Here is a 17,509-nt window from a genome sequence, read left to right on the forward strand (position 1 = left end):
CGATGTGGCACCAGACACATCCACTCTATGACGGTGTGAACGTTCACGGTAGAAGACGCGGATTTCCGTGGTGTGTCACCGCTGGTGGGCAGCTCACCGGGGCCGGTGGACCGCAGGTGGGCGGCAGGTGCACGTCCGCATGGAGTTCAGCTCACCGGGGGTCTAGAGTGTGTCCCCATGCGACCTGACTTGTCCGAGTACACGCACTTCTCCGCCGGGAAGGTGCGGGAGATCTACGAGATCGACGAGACCACCCTGCTCATGGTGGCCACCGACCGGATCTCCGCCTTCGACTTCGTCCTCGAGACCCCCATCCCCGACAAGGGCCGGGTGCTCACCGCGATGAGCGACTACTTCTTCCGCCGGATCGACTTCCCCAACCACCTGGCGGGCGGGGCCGACGACGAGCGCATCCCCGAGACGGTCGTGGGACGCGCCCAGGTCTGCCACAAGCTCGACATGCTGCCCTTCGAATGCGTCGTCCGCGGCTACCTCACCGGGTCCGGGCTCAAAGAGTACCGGGCGAACGGCACCGTCTGCGGTGTGGAACTGCCCGAGGGCCTCACCGAGGCCTCGAAACTGCCCGAGCCGATCTTCACCCCGGCGACCAAGGCCGAGATCGGTGACCACGACGAGAACGTCAGCTTCGACCGGGTCGTCCTCGACCTCGGCGCGGAGCGTGCGGAGGAACTGCGCGCCGCCTCCCTCGAGATCTACCGCCAGGCCGCGGCCATCGCCGCCGAGCACGGCATCATCCTCGCCGACACGAAGTTCGAGTTCGGGCTGGACGCCGCGGGCAACCTGGTCCTGGGTGACGAGGTCCTCACCCCGGACTCCTCCCGCTACTGGCCGGCGGACACCTACGAAGAGGGCAAGGTGCAGCCCAGCTTCGACAAGCAGTACGTCCGCAACTGGCTGACCGGCCCGAAGTCCGGCTGGTCGCCGAAGGACGGCACCCCGCCGCCCGAGCTCCCCGGCTCCGTCGTCGAGGCCACCCGGGAGCGCTACATCGAGGCCTACGAGCGCATCTCCGGCAGCCGGTTCGCCGACTGGATCGGCACCTGCTCCGACCGCTGACCCCGGCGGTTACGATCGGGGGTCATGGAATCATCGACCCCGACAGCGCCGACCACCGCGCCGGTCGCGAAGACCGTCCCCTCCGAGCGGACCTTCCACGGCCGCACCGTCGCCGACCCCTACGAGTGGCTGCGCGACAAGGAGAACCCGGAGGTCCGGGAGTATCTGGAGGCGGAGAACAGCTGGACCGCCGCGCACACCACCGGGCTCGCCGACCTCGAACACGACATCTTCGAGGAGGTGCGGGCCCGGGTCCAGGAGACCGACATGTCGGTCCCGGTCCGGTCGGGGGACTGGTGGTACTTCTCCCGGACCCAGGAGGGGAAGAGCTACGCGACGATGTGCCGGCGTCCCGTCGACACCGGCGATGACGCCACCTCCTGGACGCCGCCGGAGATCGATCCGACGGACGCGCCGGGCACCCCCGACGGCGAAGAGGTCATGCTCGACTGCAACGCGCTGGCCGAGGGCCGCGACTTCTTCAGCCTCGGCGCCGCCAGTGTCACCCTGGACGGCCGCTTCCTCGCCTACTCCGTCGATGAACTGGGCGACGAGCGCTACACCCTGGTCGTCAAGGATCTCACCACCGGTGACCTGCTCGACGACCGGATCACGGACATCTCCGCCGGCGCGACCTGGGTCGGCGACGACCACCTGTTCTACCAGCGGGTGGACGAGGCCTGGCGGCCCCACGAGGTGTGGCGCCACCGCATCGGCACCCCGGTCGACGACGACGTCTGCGTGTTCCGGGAGGAGGACGAGCATTACTGGGTGGGTGTGGGCGTGACCCGCTCCGAGCGCTTCCTCATCGTCAGCAGTGCCTCGAAGACCACCAGCGAGACCTGGTACCTCGATCTCGGCGACGGCACCGACCCGACCGCCGCCGAGGGGGCGTTGACGTGCATCCGGCCCCGGGAGCAGGGCGTCCAGTACGACGTCGACCATGTCGTGGTCGACGGCCGGGACTGGTGGCTGGTGCTGCACGACAGCCTCGCCGAGCGTCCCAACGGCGAACTGGGACGCTGCCCGGTCGGCCCGATCTTCGCCCTCGACGACCTCGAGGTCATGGTCGCCCACCGTGACGACCGGCGGATCGAGGGCGTGGACTGCTTCGCCGACCACATCGTCCTCGCCACCCGCGACAACGCCATCGAGAAGCTGGCGCTGATGATGCTGCCGGCCACGGAATCCGGCCACGGCTGGGGCACTTTCGAGCCGGTTACCTTCGACGAGGAGCTGTACTCGGCGGGGACGACGGGGAACTCGGAGTGGGAGTCCCCGGTGCTGCGCGTCGCCTACACCAGCTACGTCACCCCGTCGCAGGTGTGGGAGATCGACCTGGCGTCCGGGGAGCGGACGCTGCGGCGCGAGCAGACGGTGCTCGGCGACTTCGACCGGACGCGGTACACGGCGTCCCGCCGGTGGGTGACCGCCGCCGACGGCGCGCGCATCCCGGTCTCGCTGATCCACCGGGCCGATGTGCCGCTGTACGACGTCGACGGCGGTAACCCGGTGCTGCTCTACGGCTACGGCTCCTACGAGGCGTGCATGGACCCGTACTTCTCGGTGTTCCGGCTGTCGATGCTGGACCGCGGGGTGGTCTACGCGGTCGCCCACGTGCGCGGCGGCGGCGAGATGGGCCGGGCCTGGTACGAGCAGGGCAGGGAGCTGAACAAGAGGAACACCTTCACCGACTTCATCGCGGTCGCCGACGACCTCATCGCCGCCGGCCTGACGACCCCGCAGAAAATGGTGGCCGAGGGCGGGTCCGCCGGTGGGCTGCTCATGGGTGCGGTGGCGAACATGGCCCCGGACCGGTTCGCCGGGATCGAGGCGGTGGTGCCCTTCGTCGACCCGCTGACCTCGATCCTCAAGCCGGAACTGCCGCTGACGGTCACCGAGTGGGAGGAGTGGGGCGACCCGTACCACGATCCGGAGGTCTACGACTACATGGCGGGCTACGCACCGTACGAGAACGTCACGGACCAGGTGTATCCGCCGATCCTGGCGATCAGCGGGTTCAACGACACCCGTGTGCTGTACGTGGAGCCGGCGAAGTGGATCGCGAAGCTGCGGGCGACGGCTGCGCCGGAGTCGGGGGAGTTCCTGCTGAAGACCGACATGTCCTCGGGGCACGGCGGGGTCTCCGGACGCTACGACCGGTGGCACCAGTCCGCGTTCGAGATCGCCTGGGAGCTCGACCGGATGGGGGCCCGGGAGCGGGTCTGACCGGGCTCCCGACCTGTTCGGCGCCGCCGGACGGCTGTTCGGCGGCACGGAAATTCCCCCCTCATGCCGGGATGGTCCGCGCAGCGGCCACGGGATGCAGCGGTTATCCCGAATAGCGGGATGACCTTGGAGGTGAATGTGAGTCACCGCCGGTCGGGTGAGGTGCCTCATACCCGATCGGCGGGGGGAGTGGGACAGTAATCACAAAATACCTTTTGGGTGCCCCGCCGCACGGGGGTAATTTTCTCCGTCATGAGCAGTCCCCAGCCGCCGGAAGAAGCGACCGCGACCACCGCGACCACCGCGGCCGCCGCAGCCGCGAACAAGAAGAAGACTAACAAGAGCCACTGGCTCTACATCACCGTCATCATCGCGATCATCGCCGGTGTCATCCTCGGGCTCGTGTCGCCGACGGCAGGTGAGAACGTCAAGTTCCTCGGAACGATGTTCGTCAACCTCATCAAGATGATGATCCCCCCGATCATCTTCTGCACCATCGTCGTCGGCGTCGGCCACGTCCGTGAGGCCGCCACCGTCGGTAAGGCCGGCGGCCTCTCGCTGGTCTACTTCATCATCATGTCCACCTTCGCCCTGGCCATCGGCCTGGTCGTCGGCAACTTCCTCGAGCCGGGCTCCGGACTCACCATCACCCCGGGCGACTCCGACAAGTACCCCGCCGACGAGCAGAAGAGTGAAGGCGTCCAGGGCATCATCGAGGAGATCATCCCGGACACGATCGTGTCGTCGATGACCTCCGGTGAGATCCTCCAGGCCCTGTTCATCGCCCTGATGGTCGGCTTCGCCGTCCAGGCCATGCCGAACAAGGTCGCCGGCCCGGTGCTCTACTCCGTCGAGCTGGTGCAGCAGGTCGTCTTCAAGGTCATGTCGATGGTCCTGTGGGTCGCCCCGGTCGGCGCCTTCGGCGCCATGGCCGGCGTCGTCGCCGGCAACGGCCTCAGTGCGGTGGGAAGCCTGCTCAAGCTGATGCTCGCCTTCTGGATCACCTGTATCCTCTTCATCGTCATCATCCTGGGCGTCATGCTCCGGACCGTCGCCGGGCTCAACATCTTCAAGCTGCTGCGGTACCTCGGCAGTGAGTACCTGCTCATCTTCGGTACCTCGTCGTCGGAGTCTGCGCTGCCCCAGCTCATCGACAAGATGAACTTCGCCGGAGTGGACAAGTCCACCGTCGGTATCGTCGTGCCGACCGGCTACTCCTTCAACCTCGACGGCACCGCCATCTACCTGACGATGTCCTCGCTGTTCATCGCCGAGGCGATGGACATGCCGATGAGCCTCGGCGAGCAGGTCAGCCTCATGGTCATCATGATCATCGCCTCCAAGGGTGCCGCCGGTGTCTCCGGTGCCGGTATCGCCACCCTGGCCGCCGGCCTCCAGGCCCACGAGCCGCAGATGCTCTCCGGTGTGGACACCATCCTCGGTATCGACAAGTTCATGTCCGAGGCACGTTCGCTGACCAACTTCACCGGTAACGCCGTCGCCTGCTTCCTCGTCGGCAAGTGGACGAAGTCGATCGACATCCAGCGGGCCCGCGACGTGATGGACCGGAAGGTCGTGTACGAGGTGGGTGCCGGCAAGGACGTCGCGCCGGCCCAGGAGTTCGTCGGTGCCGCCCCGCAGCCCGTGATCCAGGAACCGCAGACCGAGGTCTGGAAGCCGTAACCCGGGCCACCCCACCCCGTTCCCCGAGACCGTCACCGATTGTCCCGACAGCCGCCCGCGGCGTCCGGAATCGGTGACGGTCCCGGGGAACATTTGTCTGTGGCGTGCCGGCAACCCTCAGGTTCGCGCTGACCGGCCCACCCGGTAGTATCGGACCTGCATAAACTCCCAACATCTTCAGGAGAAGAAGACCGTGGCCCGAGTCGTTGTCAATGTCATGCCGAAGGCGGAGATCCTGGACCCCCAGGGCCAGGCCGTCGTCCGAGCCCTGGGGAGGATCGGTGTCTCCGGCGTGTCCGATGTCCGCCAGGGCAAGCGTTTCGAGCTGGAGGTCGACGGCGTGACCTCCGACGAGATCGAGCGCATCGCCTCCACCCTCCTCGCCAACACCGTCATCGAGGACTACGACATCGTCTTCTCCGAGGTGGCCGAGTGAGCGCGCGCATCGGGGTCATCACCTTCCCCGGCACCCTCGACGACGTGGACGCCCTCCGCGCCGTGCGGGTCGCCGGCGCCGAGGCGGTCGGGCTCTGGCACGCCGACGCCGACCTGAAGGACGTGGACGCCGTCGTCGTCCCCGGCGGCTTCTCCTACGGCGACTACCTGCGCTCCGGCGCGATCGCCGCGCTGGCGCCGGTCATGCGCTCCGTCGTGGACCGGGCCGCGGCCGGGATGCCGGTGCTCGGTATCTGCAACGGCTTCCAGATCCTCACCGAGGCCGGCCTGCTCCCCGGGGCGCTGACCCGCAACGAGGGCCTGCACTTCCACTGCGAGGACACGTACCTCGAGGTCGAGAACACCACCACCGCCTGGACCTCCACCTTCACGCAGGGCCAGAAGATCCTCATCCCCGCCAAGCACGGCGAGGGCCGTTTCCAGGCGACCCCGGAGACCATCGAGGAGCTGGAGAAGGACGGCCGGGTGGTCTTCCGCTACACCGACAACTTCAACGGCTCGGTGAACTCCATCGCCGGGGTGAGCTCCGCCGACGGCCGCGTCGTCGGGCTCATGCCGCACCCCGAGCACGCCGTCGAGGAGCTCACCGGCCCCTCGCTCGACGGTCTCGAACTGTTCCTGTCCGCCGTCGGCTCGATCGCCGCCTGATCGTTTCCCCAGGGAGAACCATGACTGTCGCCAGAGTTGTCAACGACACTGTCGCCAACGCCGCCGCCACCCCCGACCTCGAGCAGCCCTGGGCGGAGCTCGGCCTCAAGGAGGACGAGTACGGCCGGATCCGGGAGATCCTCGGTCGCCGCCCCACCGCCGCCGAGCTCGCCATGTACTCGGTGATGTGGTCGGAGCACTGCTCCTACAAGTCCTCCAAGACCCACCTGCGCTACTTCGGTGAGACCACCACCTCCGAGATGCAGTCCAAGATGCTCGCCGGCATCGGCGAGAACGCGGGCGTCATCGACATCGGCGACGGCAACGCCGTCACCTTCAAGGTCGAGTCCCACAACCACCCGTCCTACGTCGAGCCGTACCAGGGTGCGGCCACCGGCGTCGGCGGCATCGTCCGCGACATCATGGCCATGGGCGCCCGCCCCGTCGCCGTGATGGACCAGCTGCGCTTCGGCCCGGCGGACGCCGCGGACACCCAGCGCGTCCTGCCCGGCGTCGTCGCCGGCGTCGGCGGCTACGGCAACTGCCTCGGCCTGCCGAACCTCGGCGGCGAGACCGTCTTCGACGCGTCCTACGCCGGCAACCCGCTGGTCAACGCCCTGTGTGTCGGCACCCTGAAGGTCGACGACCTCAAGCTCGCCTTCGCCTCGGGCACCGGCAACCGCGTGATCCTCTTCGGGTCCCGCACCGGGCTCGACGGCATCGGCGGCGTGTCCGTCCTCGCCTCCGACACCTTCGAGGAGGGCGCCGAGCGCAAGCTCCCCGCCGTCCAGGTCGGCGACCCGTTCGCCGAGAAGGTGCTCATCGAGTGCTGCCTCGACCTCTACCGCGCCGGTGTGGTCGTCGGCATCCAGGACCTCGGCGGCGCCGGCCTGTCCTGTGCCACCGCGGAGCTCGCGGCGGCCGGTGACGGCGGCATGCACATCAACCTCGACAACGTCCACCTGCGTGCCGAGAACATGACGGCCGCGGACATCCTGTCCTCGGAGTCCCAGGAACGCATGATGGCCGTGGTCACCCCGGACAACCTCGACGCGTTCTTCGACATCTGCGCGAAGTGGGAGGTCATCGCCTCCGACCTCGGCGAGGTCACCGACGGTGAGCATCTCGTCATCGAGCACCAGGGTGAGGTCGTCGTCGACGCGGACGCCTCCTCCATGGCCGACGAGGGCCCGGTCTACGAGCGGCCCTGCGCGAAGCCCGCCACGCAGGACGCCCTCAACGTCGCCCCGGAGCTGGCCCGCCCGACCTCCGTCGACGAGCTGAAGAAGACCGTGACCGACCTCGCGGCGTCCCCCGCGCTCTGCTCCCGCGCCTACATCACCGAGCAGTACGACCGCTACGTCCGGGGTAACTCGGTGCTAGCGGAGAACGCGGACGCCGGCGTGCTGCGCATCGACGAGGAGACCGGCCGCGGCATCGCCGTCGCGACGGATGCCTCCGGCCGCTACACGAAGCTGGACCCGAACACCGGTGCCCGGCTCGCGCTGGCCGAGGCCTACCGCAACGTCTCGGCCACCGGTGCGACCCCGGTCGCCCTGTCCAACTGCCTCAACTTCGGCTCCCCCGAGGACGCCGGCGTGATGTGGCAGTTCCGCGAGGCCGTCCACGGCCTGGCCGACGGCGCCGTGGAGCTGGGTATCCCGGTCACCGGCGGCAACGTCTCCTTCTACAACCAGACCGGCTCCGAGCCGATCCTGCCGACCCCGGTCATCGCCGTACTCGGCACCATCGACGACGTCGCCACGCGCATCGCCGCCCAGGCGCCGGCGGGGGAGTACACGCTGCTCCTCGTCGGCAGGGAGACCGCCGACGAACTCGGCGGCTCGATCTGGCAGCAGGTCGCCCACGACACGCTCGCCGGCCTGCCCCCGCAGGTCGACCTGGGTGCGGAGCAGAAGCTCGGCGAGGCGCTGTCCGCACTGCGCGGCACCGTCGCCGCCGCCCACGACCTGTCGGAGGGCGGCCTGTCCCAGGCACTCGTCGAGTTCGCGGTACAGTCCGGTGCGGCGGTCTCCGTCGACCCGGCCGCCGCCCTCGCCGCGGACGCCGCCACCGGCTCCCCGGTCGCCGACGTGTTCACCGGCCTGTTCTCCGAGACCGCGACCCGCGTCCTCGTCGCCGTCGCCGCCGACAAGGTCGCCACGGCGGAGTCCGTCTTCGCCGACCACGGTGTGCCGGTCGCCCGGATCGGCGGGACCGTCGTCTCCGGCGACACCGCCGACACCGAGGGCCAGGTCATCGAGGTGACCACCGAGGGGGCTCAGTTCACCCTGCCGGTCGCCGAGGCCCGTGCCGCGTGGGAGGGCACCCTGCCGGGGCTGTTCAACCACGCCGTCGGCGCCAACGCCGTGGTGGAGTAGATCCCCCCCTGCCCCTGCCCCGGTCAGTTGACCGGGTACTGGGCCTCGTCCCGGAGCGGCTGGAACAGCGGCTCCGGGGCGTACTTGTTCCGCAGCTCGCGCAGGTTGGACGCGTGCTGCTCCAGCCGCTTGTCCTCCGGGGTCTGCGGCGTGTACTTCCGCGCGGCGAGCGGGTTGCCGTCGATGTCCACGCCGATGTAGGTGGTGGAAGCGTGGATGGCGACCGGCAGGTTGCCGACGCCCTCCTTCGGATCGCCGGCGCGCAGATGCACGGTGACGGCCATGCTGCGGACGTCGGTGCGGATGATCCGCGCCTCGACCTCGACGAGATCGCCGATGTGGACCGGCCGGTAGAACCGGAACCCGCCGGCGTAGACCGCCACGGTGTTCTCCCCCGACCAGGCCATCGTGCAGGCCGTCGCCGCCTCGTCGATCCACTCCATCGCCGTCCCGCCGTGGACGTTGCCGCCCCAGTTGACGTCGGTGGGCTTGGCCATGAAACGGTGCGTCATCTTCGGCGCCGTCGAGTCGTCGGTGTAGCTCTGCCGCAGCATCTCCTCCTCGATGGCCTTGCGCAGCTTCACCCGGGTCAGCGCGGCCCCGGCGACCCGCCGCTCCTCGTCGTTGCGCGGTTCGAAATGGGGGACCGGGGTCGACTTCCGGTTCTCGTCCTGTGCGACGAAGATGACGAGGCAGTCGCAGGCCCGGGTGAAGATCAGTTCCCGGGGGTCGGCGGAGAGCACCTCGTTGACGATGTGCATCGAGGAGCGGCCGGTGTACGCGATGCGGGACCGCACCTCCACGACGTGGCCGGACGGGATCGGCCGGGTGAAGTGGATGTGGCCGACGTAGGCGGTCACACAGTAGGCGCCGGACCAGCCGGCGGCGCAGGCGTAGGCGCCTTTGTCGATCCACTCGAGGACGCGTCCGCCGTGGACGCCGTTGGCGCCCTGCATGAGCACGTCCGTCGGCGCCGCCATGAACCGGAGGGTCACCTCCGGACTCGGGGTCCGTTCGGATCCGTCCGGGTTCTTGGGCCCTACCGGGGTCTCGCCTGTTGCTGCCACTGCCTCGCCTCCGCCGCTACGTCCGTCGTCATTCACCCCCATACTATGACCCCGGCGCCGTCGGTGCCCGAAATCGACGTCGCAGCGTGCGCGGGGACTACGATCCGGGGACATGGCAAGCCGTTCCGACGTCACCGATCCCGCCGCCCTGCGCGCCGCGCTGCAGGGCGTCCTGCCGTGGCTGCAGGACCCGCAGGGCGTCCCGCGGCCGTCCCGCTCGGCGGTCGCCGCCGCGTGCCGGCTCAGCATCGCCAAGCTGGGGGAGGACGCCCCGGGTCACAGTGTGGAGGTCCGCGTCCCGCCGTTCGCGGCGGTGCAGTGCGTCGCGGGATCCGTGCACCGCCGGGGGACGCCGCCGAACGTCGTGCAGTGCGACGCCCGGACCTGGCTCCGGCTGGCCACCGGGCTGGACACCTGGGAGGGGGCGGCCGGACTGGACGTGTCGGGTGCCCACGCCGACGAGGTCGCCCACTGGCTCCCGGTGGTGGACCTGACCCGCTGACCAGGTAGGGTGGTTGCGTGACTGAGACAGACGCAAGCTCCCTCCCCGACAACTCCGGTCAGACCGGCGCGAGCTACGCCGAGGCCGGCGTCGACATCGAGGCCGGTGACCGGGCGGTGGAGCTCTTCGCCCCGCTGGCGAAGAAGGCGACCCGACCCGAGGTCCGCGGCGGACTCGGCGGGTTCGCCGGGCTCTTCGCCCTCGGGGAGTACGAGAAGCCACTGCTCGCCGCCGGGTCCGACGGGGTCGGCACCAAGCTGGCCGTCGCCCAGGCGATGAACAGGCATGACACGATCGGCCGCGACCTGGTGGCCATGGTCGTCGACGACCTCGTGGTCTGCGGCGCCGAGCCGCTGTTCCTGCAGGACTACATCGCCATCGGCAAGGTCGTGCCGGAGCATGTCGCGGAAATCGTCTCCGGCATCGCCGCCGGCTGCATCGACGCCGGCTGCGCCCTGCTGGGCGGCGAGACCGCCGAGCACCCCGGCCTCATGGAACCGGGCGAGTACGACGTCTCCGCCACCGCGGTGGGCGTCGTCGAGGAGGACGACGTGCTTGGCCCGGACCGGGTACGCAACGGCGATGTCGTCATCGCGATGGCCAGCTCCGGCCTGCACTCCAACGGCTACAGCCTCGCCCGCCACGTCCTGCTGGAGAAGGCCGGGCTGCCGCTGGACGGCCACATCCCGGACTTCGGACGCACCCTCGGCGAGGAACTGCTCGAGCCGACGCGCATCTACACGAAGGACTGCCTGGCACTGGCCGCCGAGTGCGAGGTCCACACCTACTCGCACGTCACCGGTGGCGGGCTGGCCGCCAACCTCGCCCGGGTGATCCCGGAGGGCCTCACCGCGGAGCTGGACCGCGGCACCTGGACGCCCGCCCCGGTCTTCCGCACCATCGCCTCGCTGGGCAAGGTCGCCCAGGAGGAGATGGAGAAGACCTTCAACATGGGTGTCGGCATGGTCGCGGTCGTCGCCGAGGACGATGCGGAGCGCGCCCTGGCGATGCTCACCGCCCGCCACGTCGACTGCTGGACGATCGGCCGCGTGCGCCTGGCGGAGGACTCCGACAGCGGCCGCGCCGTGCTCGTCGGCGAGAACGGCCGCGGCTAGCAGCCCGGCTGTCCGGTACAGTCGACAGACCCCGCCACCCGGCGGTGTGAGGATTGCGAACCGAGGGGTCGGTCCGCTCCTGCGGACGTCGGTTTTGCGAGCCCGGGTGCTGCTCTGAGACAGGAAAATAGACCTGTCGGTTCGTTCCGTGGACATCGAGGCCGGCCGACCGGCACAGTCGACAGACCCCGCCACCCGGCGGTGAAGCCGGGTGACGGGGTCTGTCGGGTAGATGGTCCGTCACGTGGGGACGGTCAGCGGTCCCCGCTGTCCTCGGGACCCCAGCCCTCATAGCTGCTGTAGTCTTCCGCCGAGCTGGAGGAGTTGTCGTTGTTGAGCTCGCGCTGCAACCTCTCCAGATCCATCTCGGGAGAGTTGTACTTCAGCTGACGAGCAACCTTGGTTTGCTTAGCCTTGGCACGGCCGCGACCCATGGCCTGACCCCCTCGGGTAGTCCTAGGAGCGGTCGGGGATTTCGGCCGCTCGCGCGTGTTTCCTGTTCTGGGACCACCATAGCCCGATCGGCGCGATTTTTCAGAAACGACCCCCACGACCACCCCACGGTACCGTCGCATTTCGGACGATACCGCTGGTCAGGCGGGGGTCAACGGAAATCGGGGAAAACGGTGTCTGTCACGCCTTCCCTCGGAGCCGGTCCACCGCGGCACGACCGGGTTTCACGCTGCCGTCGACGCGGAGGTCGTCCGGGTCCACGGCGGCAGCCACCCCGTCGGCCTCCAACGGTGGCGCGGTGCCGGCCGCCACCGCCTCGATCACCTGACGTTTGACCAGGGCGAGGGCGACCGGCCCGAAGTCGGCGTCCTGGACCGTGCGGCCGATCCGGCCGACCGTCCGGCCCCCGGCGGTGATGTCGGCGCCGACGGCGGGCAGCTGGTTGAGCGACCCGTCGAGCTGCAGCAGCACGAGCCGACGGGGCGGCTGGCCGAGGTTCTGGACCCGGGAGACCGTCTCCTGACCCCGGTAGCAGCCCTTGTTGAGGTGCACCGCCGCGGAGGTCGGCCCTTCGGCGACGTCCGCCAGCCGGGTCGCCTCCGCACCGACGGTGCCGAGGAACGCCGGTACCTCGTGGGGGATGAGCCGGGCGTCCGTGTCCACGCCGAGCAGGGGCCGGCGGTCGCGGAGCCGCAGTGCGTCCGCCGCCATGCCACCGGTGGGCTCCGCCCCGGCGGCGACGAGCGCGTCCCAGGCGGCCGCCACCCCGTCCCGGGGCACCCACAGGTCGGTCACCGGCAGTGTGCCGGCCGTCCGGGTCGTCCAGTACACCGCCGACGGCACCACGGCCGGCGCGTCGGTCCCGGACCGGCCGGGGCCGGGACTGTCGACGCCCGGCAGGGTTCCCACGACGCTCAGCCGGGCCAGGGCGGGGCGCTGCACCGTCACGTCGGCCCAGAAGATCATCTTCGTCAGGAAGTCCTGCAGGGCGTCCGCCCGCTCCGCCGCGACGTCGAGCAGCAGCACGCCGTCGGCGGGGGCGGCGATCCCGAAGACCTGCTCCACCCGGCCGTGGGCGTCGAGCAGCAGCGACGAGGTGGCCGTGCCGGTCGACATCGCGTCCGTCTTCTGGGAGATGAAGCCGTTGATCCACTCCCGCCCGCCGGCCCCCTCGACGACCAGTGCGACGTGGTCCCACCCGTCGACCACACCGGGGACCCCCTCGTCACGCCGCTGCTGCTCGACCAGTGGCGAGCCGTAGTGACGTGCGGTCAGGTGGCCGCCGGCCGGTCCGTTCCCCGTCCCGTCCTCCGTACTGGCCCCGGCGACGTGACCGACGAGGGGGCTGACGGATGCGGCGGAACCGTGCAGATCCGAAACACTCACCTCTCCGACACTAGTCCTTTTCCCCGTGCCGGGGGAGTACCCCGGCACGACACGCTCTAGAATCGGCCGGTATGACCGAGTTGCGATGTGTTGTCGACGTCCACCCCGCGGGGGAGGCGGATCCCGAACTGTGTGACCCCGCCGCTCCGCTCATCCACGTCGACGACCTGGCGGCCGTCCGGGGTGACGGCATCTTCGAGACCCTCATGGTCCGGGACGGTGAGGTGCGCAACCTCGACCGGCACCGCCGCCGCTTCGTCCGCAGCGCCGCGATGCTCGACCTTCCCGCACCGGACACCGACCGGTGGGACGCCGCCACCCGTCTCGCGCTCGACGCCTGGAACGCCTCGGCCGACGGGGCGGAGGCCTCGCTGCGCTGGATCTACTCCCGTGGCCGCGAGTCGACCGGTCTCCCCACCGGCTGGGTCAGTGTCGCCCCCGCCTCCGACCAGGTGCGCCGCGACCGGGAGGACGGGGTGGCGGTGATGACCGCCCACCGCGGCTACACCCTCGACATCAGCCGGGACGCCGCCCCCTGGGCCCTCGTCGGCGCCAAGACGCTCTCCTACGCGGCCAACATGGCCGCACTGCGGTACGCCCGCGACCACGGTCTGCAGGACGTCATCTTCACCGCCGAGGGCGGCCGGGTGCTGGAGGGGCCGACTTCCACGGTCGTCGCCGTCCTCGGTACCGGGGCGGACGCCGTGCTCGTCACCCCCTCCCGTGAGGTGGGCATCCTGCCGGGCACCACGCAGGCGGAGCTGTTCCGGCTGGCGACGGCGGCCGGCTGGACCTGTGAGGAGCGGGAACTCACGGTCGATGACCTGCTCACCGCGTCCGGTGTATGGCTGGTCTCCTCGGTGCGCCGCTACGCCCGGGTCACCGCCCTCGACGGCACCCCCCTGGCCCGGCCGGAGCGGGCCGACGAGATCGAGGCGCTCGCGACCGCGGCGGCCGGGGCCTGACCGACTCCCCTAACCGATCACGCGGGTGAGCTCGGCGGACATCCAGGGCACCAGCTCATCGTCGGTGCCGGGGGCGAGCCGTTCATCGACCCAGCCGAGGTTGTTGTTCGGCATGAGACCGTAGAGCCGCTTGCCGGGGCCGAGGGACGCCGGGCCGGTCTCGGTGACCATCGTCGACGCACTCTCGAGCTGCCAGGCCCGCTCGGTGCGCGGCCGGCCGTACATGATCTCCACCGCCCCGTCGCTGTGCGCGGTGACGAACTCGATGTTGTCCTTGAGGTCGATGCGGACGAAGCCGGTCTCCCGCCGGTCCTGGCCGGTGGCGTTGCCCTCGTCGTCGAGCCGCCAGATGCGGGAGGAGTAGCTGAGGTAGTTCTCACCGTCGTGGGCGAAGACGATCTGCTGGCCGAAGGCGTACTGTGCGGTGCCGTCCGTCGGTGCCGCGTGGCCCTCGCCGCGCCAGACCCCGACCAGCGGCAGCAGCGCCAGCAGTCCGTCGTGGAGGTTCGGTCCCTCACGCAGGTTGGCGGTGTCCTCGGCGACCGGCAGGTCGCCGAGGGTGGGGATGTTCCGGCCGGCGGTGGACTTCGACTGCTCCGCCGCGCGGGCGACGGCCTCGTTGCCGCTGAGCGGGGCGGCGTTGTCAGCTTCGTTGTTCATGGCGACCAGCATACGTACCGCCCCGGAGGACGCCCTACAGGCCGGCCTCGGCATCCGTGCCCAGCGGTGCCGACCGGGGTGCGAGATCGGAGATACTGACCCGGATGTAGTTCTGCTCGGACTCGACGAACAGTGCGCCGCCGCTGATGTACACCCGGCCGGGCAGGGCCCGCAGCGGCAGGTCCGGGCCGTGGAAGGTGTAGGTGAAGGCGTCGAAGATCCGCTGCCGCTCCGCCTCGTCGAGGGACGCCGGGTCCCGGCCGCCGGGCGCCTTACGGATCTCGGTGGGGCGCAGCAGCACGTCGCCCTCCCAGACCCGCAGCCGCATGGTGACGGTCCACGGGTCCTGCTCGCCGCGCGGCGTCCCGGTGAAGTACGCCTCGGTCTCCCAGCCGCCGACCGGGGAGATGTTCTCCACGGCCTCGAGGTGGAGGTCGTCGAAGCCCATCTTGTCGCCGAGGGCGACACTGTCGATCTGCGCCCGGGTGAAGACCTGTTTGGCGGGGGCGTCGGTGAAGTCGCCGGAGAGGACCTCGTCGCGGGTGAGGGTGAGTTTCGTCGCGGTGGAGCTCATCGTCACCCGGCCGAAGTCGGGGACGTCGATGTCGCGGGCCTCGACGTGGATCGACGGCAGCTGGTGGGACCATGCGGCGGCGATGTAGGGCATCCCGCTGACCATGACCGACGGGGGAGTCGCCAGTTTCGAGTCCTCGTAGAGGTGCCGCGAGATCTGCCGTTCGACCCGGGCGGCGACGAGCGCGTCCGCGACGACGGCGACCCCGGTGAGCCCGAGAACGGCGACGACGACGATCACCAGGATGCGCACGGGCGACCGTCGGGACGGTCGGGTGCCCGGGGTGCCCGGGGTGCTCGGGGCTGTCGAGGCTGCAGTCACCGCCCCAGCATAGATCACGCCCCGGCGGGGCGGCCGCCGGTGTTACGGGAGTGTTTCCCCGTTGTTGCGGTGGGCGGTCGGCGGGATCATGCAGGTCCACCCGTGTATTCTCAGGGGCGTAGCTGACGGACCCAGTGGGAAGGACAACGGCCGTGAAACTGACCGTGCTCTCGGACAAGACCGACCTGGCTGAGGTGCTGCCCTCACTGGCGCTGCTGTCCCACGAGGTGGACCTGCTGCCCTGCGTCGCGTCCTCGGTCCGGGAGGCGGCGGACGCCGAGATCGTCATCATCGACGTCACCGGGGCGAACCTGCTCGGCGCCCGCGACATGTGCCGGTCGGTGGCCGCGGCCTACCCGACCCTGCCGGTCGCCGTGGCGATCGAGGAGACCAGCGTCATCGCCCTCGACGGTTCCTGGGCGGTCGACGACTTCCTCCTGCCGACCGCCACCCCGACCGAGGTGGACGCCCGGCTGCGGATGCTGCTCACGCGGCGTCCGGTCCCGGTCGAGGAGGCCGAGGACAGCCAGGTCGCCTCCATCGGGAACCTCATCGTCGACGAGGTCACCTACGTCGCCCGGGTGGAGGGGCGGCCGCTCGACCTGACGTACAAGGAGTTCGAGCTGCTGCACTTCCTGGTGAAGAACGCGGGCCGGGTCTTCAGCCGGGAACAGCTGCTCCAGGATGTGTGGGGCTACGACTACTTCGGCGGCACCCGGACCGTGGACGTGCACGTCCGGCGGCTGCGGGCGAAGCTCGGCCACGACTACGAGAAGGTCATCGCGACGGTCCGTAATGTGGGGTACAAGGCCGTCGATTTCGAGGCGGACGGCCGCTGACGGCCGCTGAGGGAAGGAATGACCATGGCTGAGACGGTTGGGAAGACAGGCGGGGCGGACAGGACCGCGGTGGTGCGGGACCTGGCGGATGTCCCGGCGGACGCCCGTGAGGACGCGCTGCAGGGGGTCACCGACCTGCTCGCCCGGGCTGCCGCGGCCGACGGGGTGGAGGCGCTCGGCGAGGCTTTCGTCCGGGGACTCACCGAGGACCGCGGCCACCGGCACCTCATCGCGGTGACTCCGCACGACGAGGTGCTCGGCATTCTCGCGGTGGATGAGGCGGACGCCGACGGCACCGCCGAGATCGCCGTGGACCCCGACCACCGTCGGCAGGGGATCGCCACCGCCCTCCTGCAGGCGCTGGCCGCGGCGTCGGGCCCGGACCGGCAGATCAACCTCTGGTCCCACGGCGATCTCGCCGGGGCCCGGGAGCTGGCCGGTGTCCGGGACGCGCGGATCGTGCGGGAGCTGCTGAAGATGTCGGTCGACTGCAGCGACAGCAGCGACAGTCACCGGGCGGACCTGCTCGCCGGCCGGGCGGCCGCGCAGGACCGGTTCGCGGAGGCCGGCCTAACGGTCCTCGACTACCCCTCGGCCTGCGACCGGTTCGGTGCCGTCGCCGTCGACGAGGAGTGGGTCCGGGTCAACAACGAGGCCTTCGCCTGGCATCCGGAACAGGGCGGCTGGGATGTCCCGCGCCTCCGGCGGGAACGGGACACCGTCTGGTTCGACCCGGCCGGCGTCCTCATGCTGTGGGACACCGGCGACGGGGACGCCCCGGAGTGCCTGGGCTTCCACTGGACCAAGCGCCCCGCCGACGATCCCCACGGCGAGGTGTACGTGGTCTGTCTCGCCGACGCGGCGCGGGGCAGGGGGCTCGGTGGTCCGCTCACCCTCCTGGGCATCGGGTACCTCATCGACGGCGGCGCGCAAGCCGTGGACCTCTACGTCGAGGGCGACAACGCCCCGGCCGTCGCGACCTACCGGAAGCTCGGGTTCGAGGTCGTGCACCGCGACGTGGTGTACCGCGGGATCGTCTGACGGCACCGTCGGGAAGTTCACCTTCTGTTCACCCTCCGGCGGAACCCCGTACACCACGGTCGCCTACAGTCACCTGTGACTCAGGTACGTACGATGTCTGGAAGAGGACTTG

General features: G+C 70.1%; 16 protein-coding genes. 11 read left to right on the forward strand and 5 right to left on the reverse strand.

The genetic code is table 11. The features are described from left to right. Positions 1 to 177 precede the first annotated feature (177 nt). The 6 genes from FSW06_RS12670 to purL all read left to right on the forward strand — a co-directional run bounded on the left by FSW06_RS12670 (position 178) and on the right by purL (position 8,474). Complete coding sequence (locus tag FSW06_RS12670) at positions 178 to 1,077, forward strand: phosphoribosylaminoimidazolesuccinocarboxamide synthase (RefSeq protein WP_010120004.1); 900 nt, start codon at positions 178 to 180, stop codon at positions 1,075 to 1,077. 24 nt (positions 1,078 to 1,101) lie between these two features. Continuing rightward, entirely contained in the window at positions 1,102 to 3,306 is a 2,205-nt protein-coding gene (locus tag FSW06_RS12675; RefSeq protein WP_010120003.1) for a S9 family peptidase, read from the forward strand. A gap of 252 nt (positions 3,307 to 3,558) precedes the next feature. Then, a complete protein-coding gene (locus FSW06_RS12680; protein WP_010120002.1) occupies positions 3,559 to 4,989 on the forward strand; it encodes a C4-dicarboxylate transporter DctA in 1,431 nt (476 codons plus the stop codon). A 193-nt stretch (positions 4,990 to 5,182) separates the two neighbouring features. After that, complete coding sequence (gene purS / locus FSW06_RS12685; protein ID WP_010120000.1) at positions 5,183 to 5,425, forward strand: phosphoribosylformylglycinamidine synthase subunit PurS; 243 nt, start codon at positions 5,183 to 5,185, stop codon at positions 5,423 to 5,425. Further along, the gene (gene purQ, locus FSW06_RS12690; protein ID WP_010119998.1) at positions 5,422 to 6,093 is read left to right on the forward strand and encodes a phosphoribosylformylglycinamidine synthase subunit PurQ; all 672 of its coding nucleotides are present in this window, start codon (positions 5,422 to 5,424) and stop codon (positions 6,091 to 6,093) included. Before purS ends, purQ begins: the two co-directional genes overlap by 4 nt. A gap of 20 nt (positions 6,094 to 6,113) precedes the next feature. Beyond that, positions 6,114 to 8,474: a phosphoribosylformylglycinamidine synthase subunit PurL gene (gene purL, locus FSW06_RS12695; protein WP_010119995.1), complete on the forward strand. Its 2,361-nt coding sequence runs from the start codon at positions 6,114 to 6,116 to the stop codon at positions 8,472 to 8,474. Positions 8,475 to 8,497: 23 nt separating this feature from the next. Here purL and FSW06_RS12700 read toward each other — a convergent pair whose 3' ends face one another. Further along, positions 8,498 to 9,454, reverse strand: a complete 957-nt coding sequence (locus FSW06_RS12700) for an acyl-CoA thioesterase (RefSeq protein ID WP_010119993.1) — start codon at positions 9,452 to 9,454, stop codon at positions 8,498 to 8,500. A 199-nt stretch (positions 9,455 to 9,653) separates the two neighbouring features. Here FSW06_RS12700 and FSW06_RS12705 point away from each other — a divergent pair, with 199 nt between their 5' ends. Together FSW06_RS12705 and purM are read left to right on the forward strand one after the other, a co-directional pair. Then, positions 9,654 to 10,043, forward strand: coding sequence for a sterol carrier family protein (locus FSW06_RS12705; RefSeq protein WP_010119992.1), 390 nt, complete (start codon positions 9,654 to 9,656; stop codon positions 10,041 to 10,043). A 17-nt stretch (positions 10,044 to 10,060) separates the two neighbouring features. Next, positions 10,061 to 11,158 carry a phosphoribosylformylglycinamidine cyclo-ligase gene (purM, locus tag FSW06_RS12710; protein ID WP_010119990.1) on the forward strand — a complete coding sequence of 366 codons (1,098 nt, stop codon included), beginning with the start codon at positions 10,061 to 10,063 and terminating at the stop codon, positions 11,156 to 11,158. 254 nt (positions 11,159 to 11,412) lie between these two features. On the opposite strand, the gene FSW06_RS12715 is transcribed toward purM, so the two are convergent. Both FSW06_RS12715 and ygfZ read right to left on the reverse strand, forming a co-directional pair. Beyond that, positions 11,413 to 11,592: a DUF3073 domain-containing protein gene (locus FSW06_RS12715; protein ID WP_010119988.1), complete on the reverse strand. Its 180-nt coding sequence runs from the start codon at positions 11,590 to 11,592 to the stop codon at positions 11,413 to 11,415. Positions 11,593 to 11,791: 199 nt separating this feature from the next. After that, positions 11,792 to 12,997, reverse strand: a complete 1,206-nt coding sequence (gene ygfZ, locus FSW06_RS12720) for a CAF17-like 4Fe-4S cluster assembly/insertion protein YgfZ (protein WP_010119986.1) — start codon at positions 12,995 to 12,997, stop codon at positions 11,792 to 11,794. Positions 12,998 to 13,068: 71 nt separating this feature from the next. Between ygfZ and FSW06_RS12725 the strand changes: the two genes are divergently transcribed. Continuing rightward, positions 13,069 to 13,962 (forward strand): aminodeoxychorismate lyase, encoded by an 894-nt coding sequence (locus tag FSW06_RS12725; RefSeq protein ID WP_010119984.1) that lies wholly within the window; start codon positions 13,069 to 13,071, stop codon positions 13,960 to 13,962. A 9-nt stretch (positions 13,963 to 13,971) separates the two neighbouring features. On the opposite strand, the gene FSW06_RS12730 is transcribed toward FSW06_RS12725, so the two are convergent. Both FSW06_RS12730 and FSW06_RS12735 read right to left on the reverse strand, forming a co-directional pair. Next, positions 13,972 to 14,634, reverse strand: coding sequence for a heme-binding beta-barrel domain-containing protein (locus FSW06_RS12730; protein WP_010119982.1), 663 nt, complete (start codon positions 14,632 to 14,634; stop codon positions 13,972 to 13,974). 22 nt (positions 14,635 to 14,656) lie between these two features. Next, on the reverse strand, positions 14,657 to 15,517 hold the full coding sequence (locus FSW06_RS12735; protein ID WP_238525945.1) for an LmeA family phospholipid-binding protein: 861 nt from the start codon (positions 15,515 to 15,517) through the stop codon (positions 14,657 to 14,659). A 152-nt stretch (positions 15,518 to 15,669) separates the two neighbouring features. On the opposite strand from FSW06_RS12735, the gene FSW06_RS12740 reads away from it, so the two are divergent. Together FSW06_RS12740 and mshD are read left to right on the forward strand one after the other, a co-directional pair. Continuing rightward, positions 15,670 to 16,356, forward strand: a complete 687-nt coding sequence (locus FSW06_RS12740; RefSeq protein WP_010119978.1) for a winged helix-turn-helix transcriptional regulator — start codon at positions 15,670 to 15,672, stop codon at positions 16,354 to 16,356. A gap of 24 nt (positions 16,357 to 16,380) precedes the next feature. Further along, positions 16,381 to 17,397 carry a mycothiol synthase gene (mshD, locus tag FSW06_RS12745; RefSeq protein WP_083827030.1) on the forward strand — a complete coding sequence of 339 codons (1,017 nt, stop codon included), beginning with the start codon at positions 16,381 to 16,383 and terminating at the stop codon, positions 17,395 to 17,397. Positions 17,398 to 17,509 lie beyond the last annotated feature (112 nt).

This window comes from Corynebacterium nuruki S6-4, from assembly GCF_007970465.1.
Classification (GTDB): domain Bacteria; phylum Actinomycetota; class Actinomycetes; order Mycobacteriales; family Mycobacteriaceae; genus Corynebacterium; species Corynebacterium nuruki.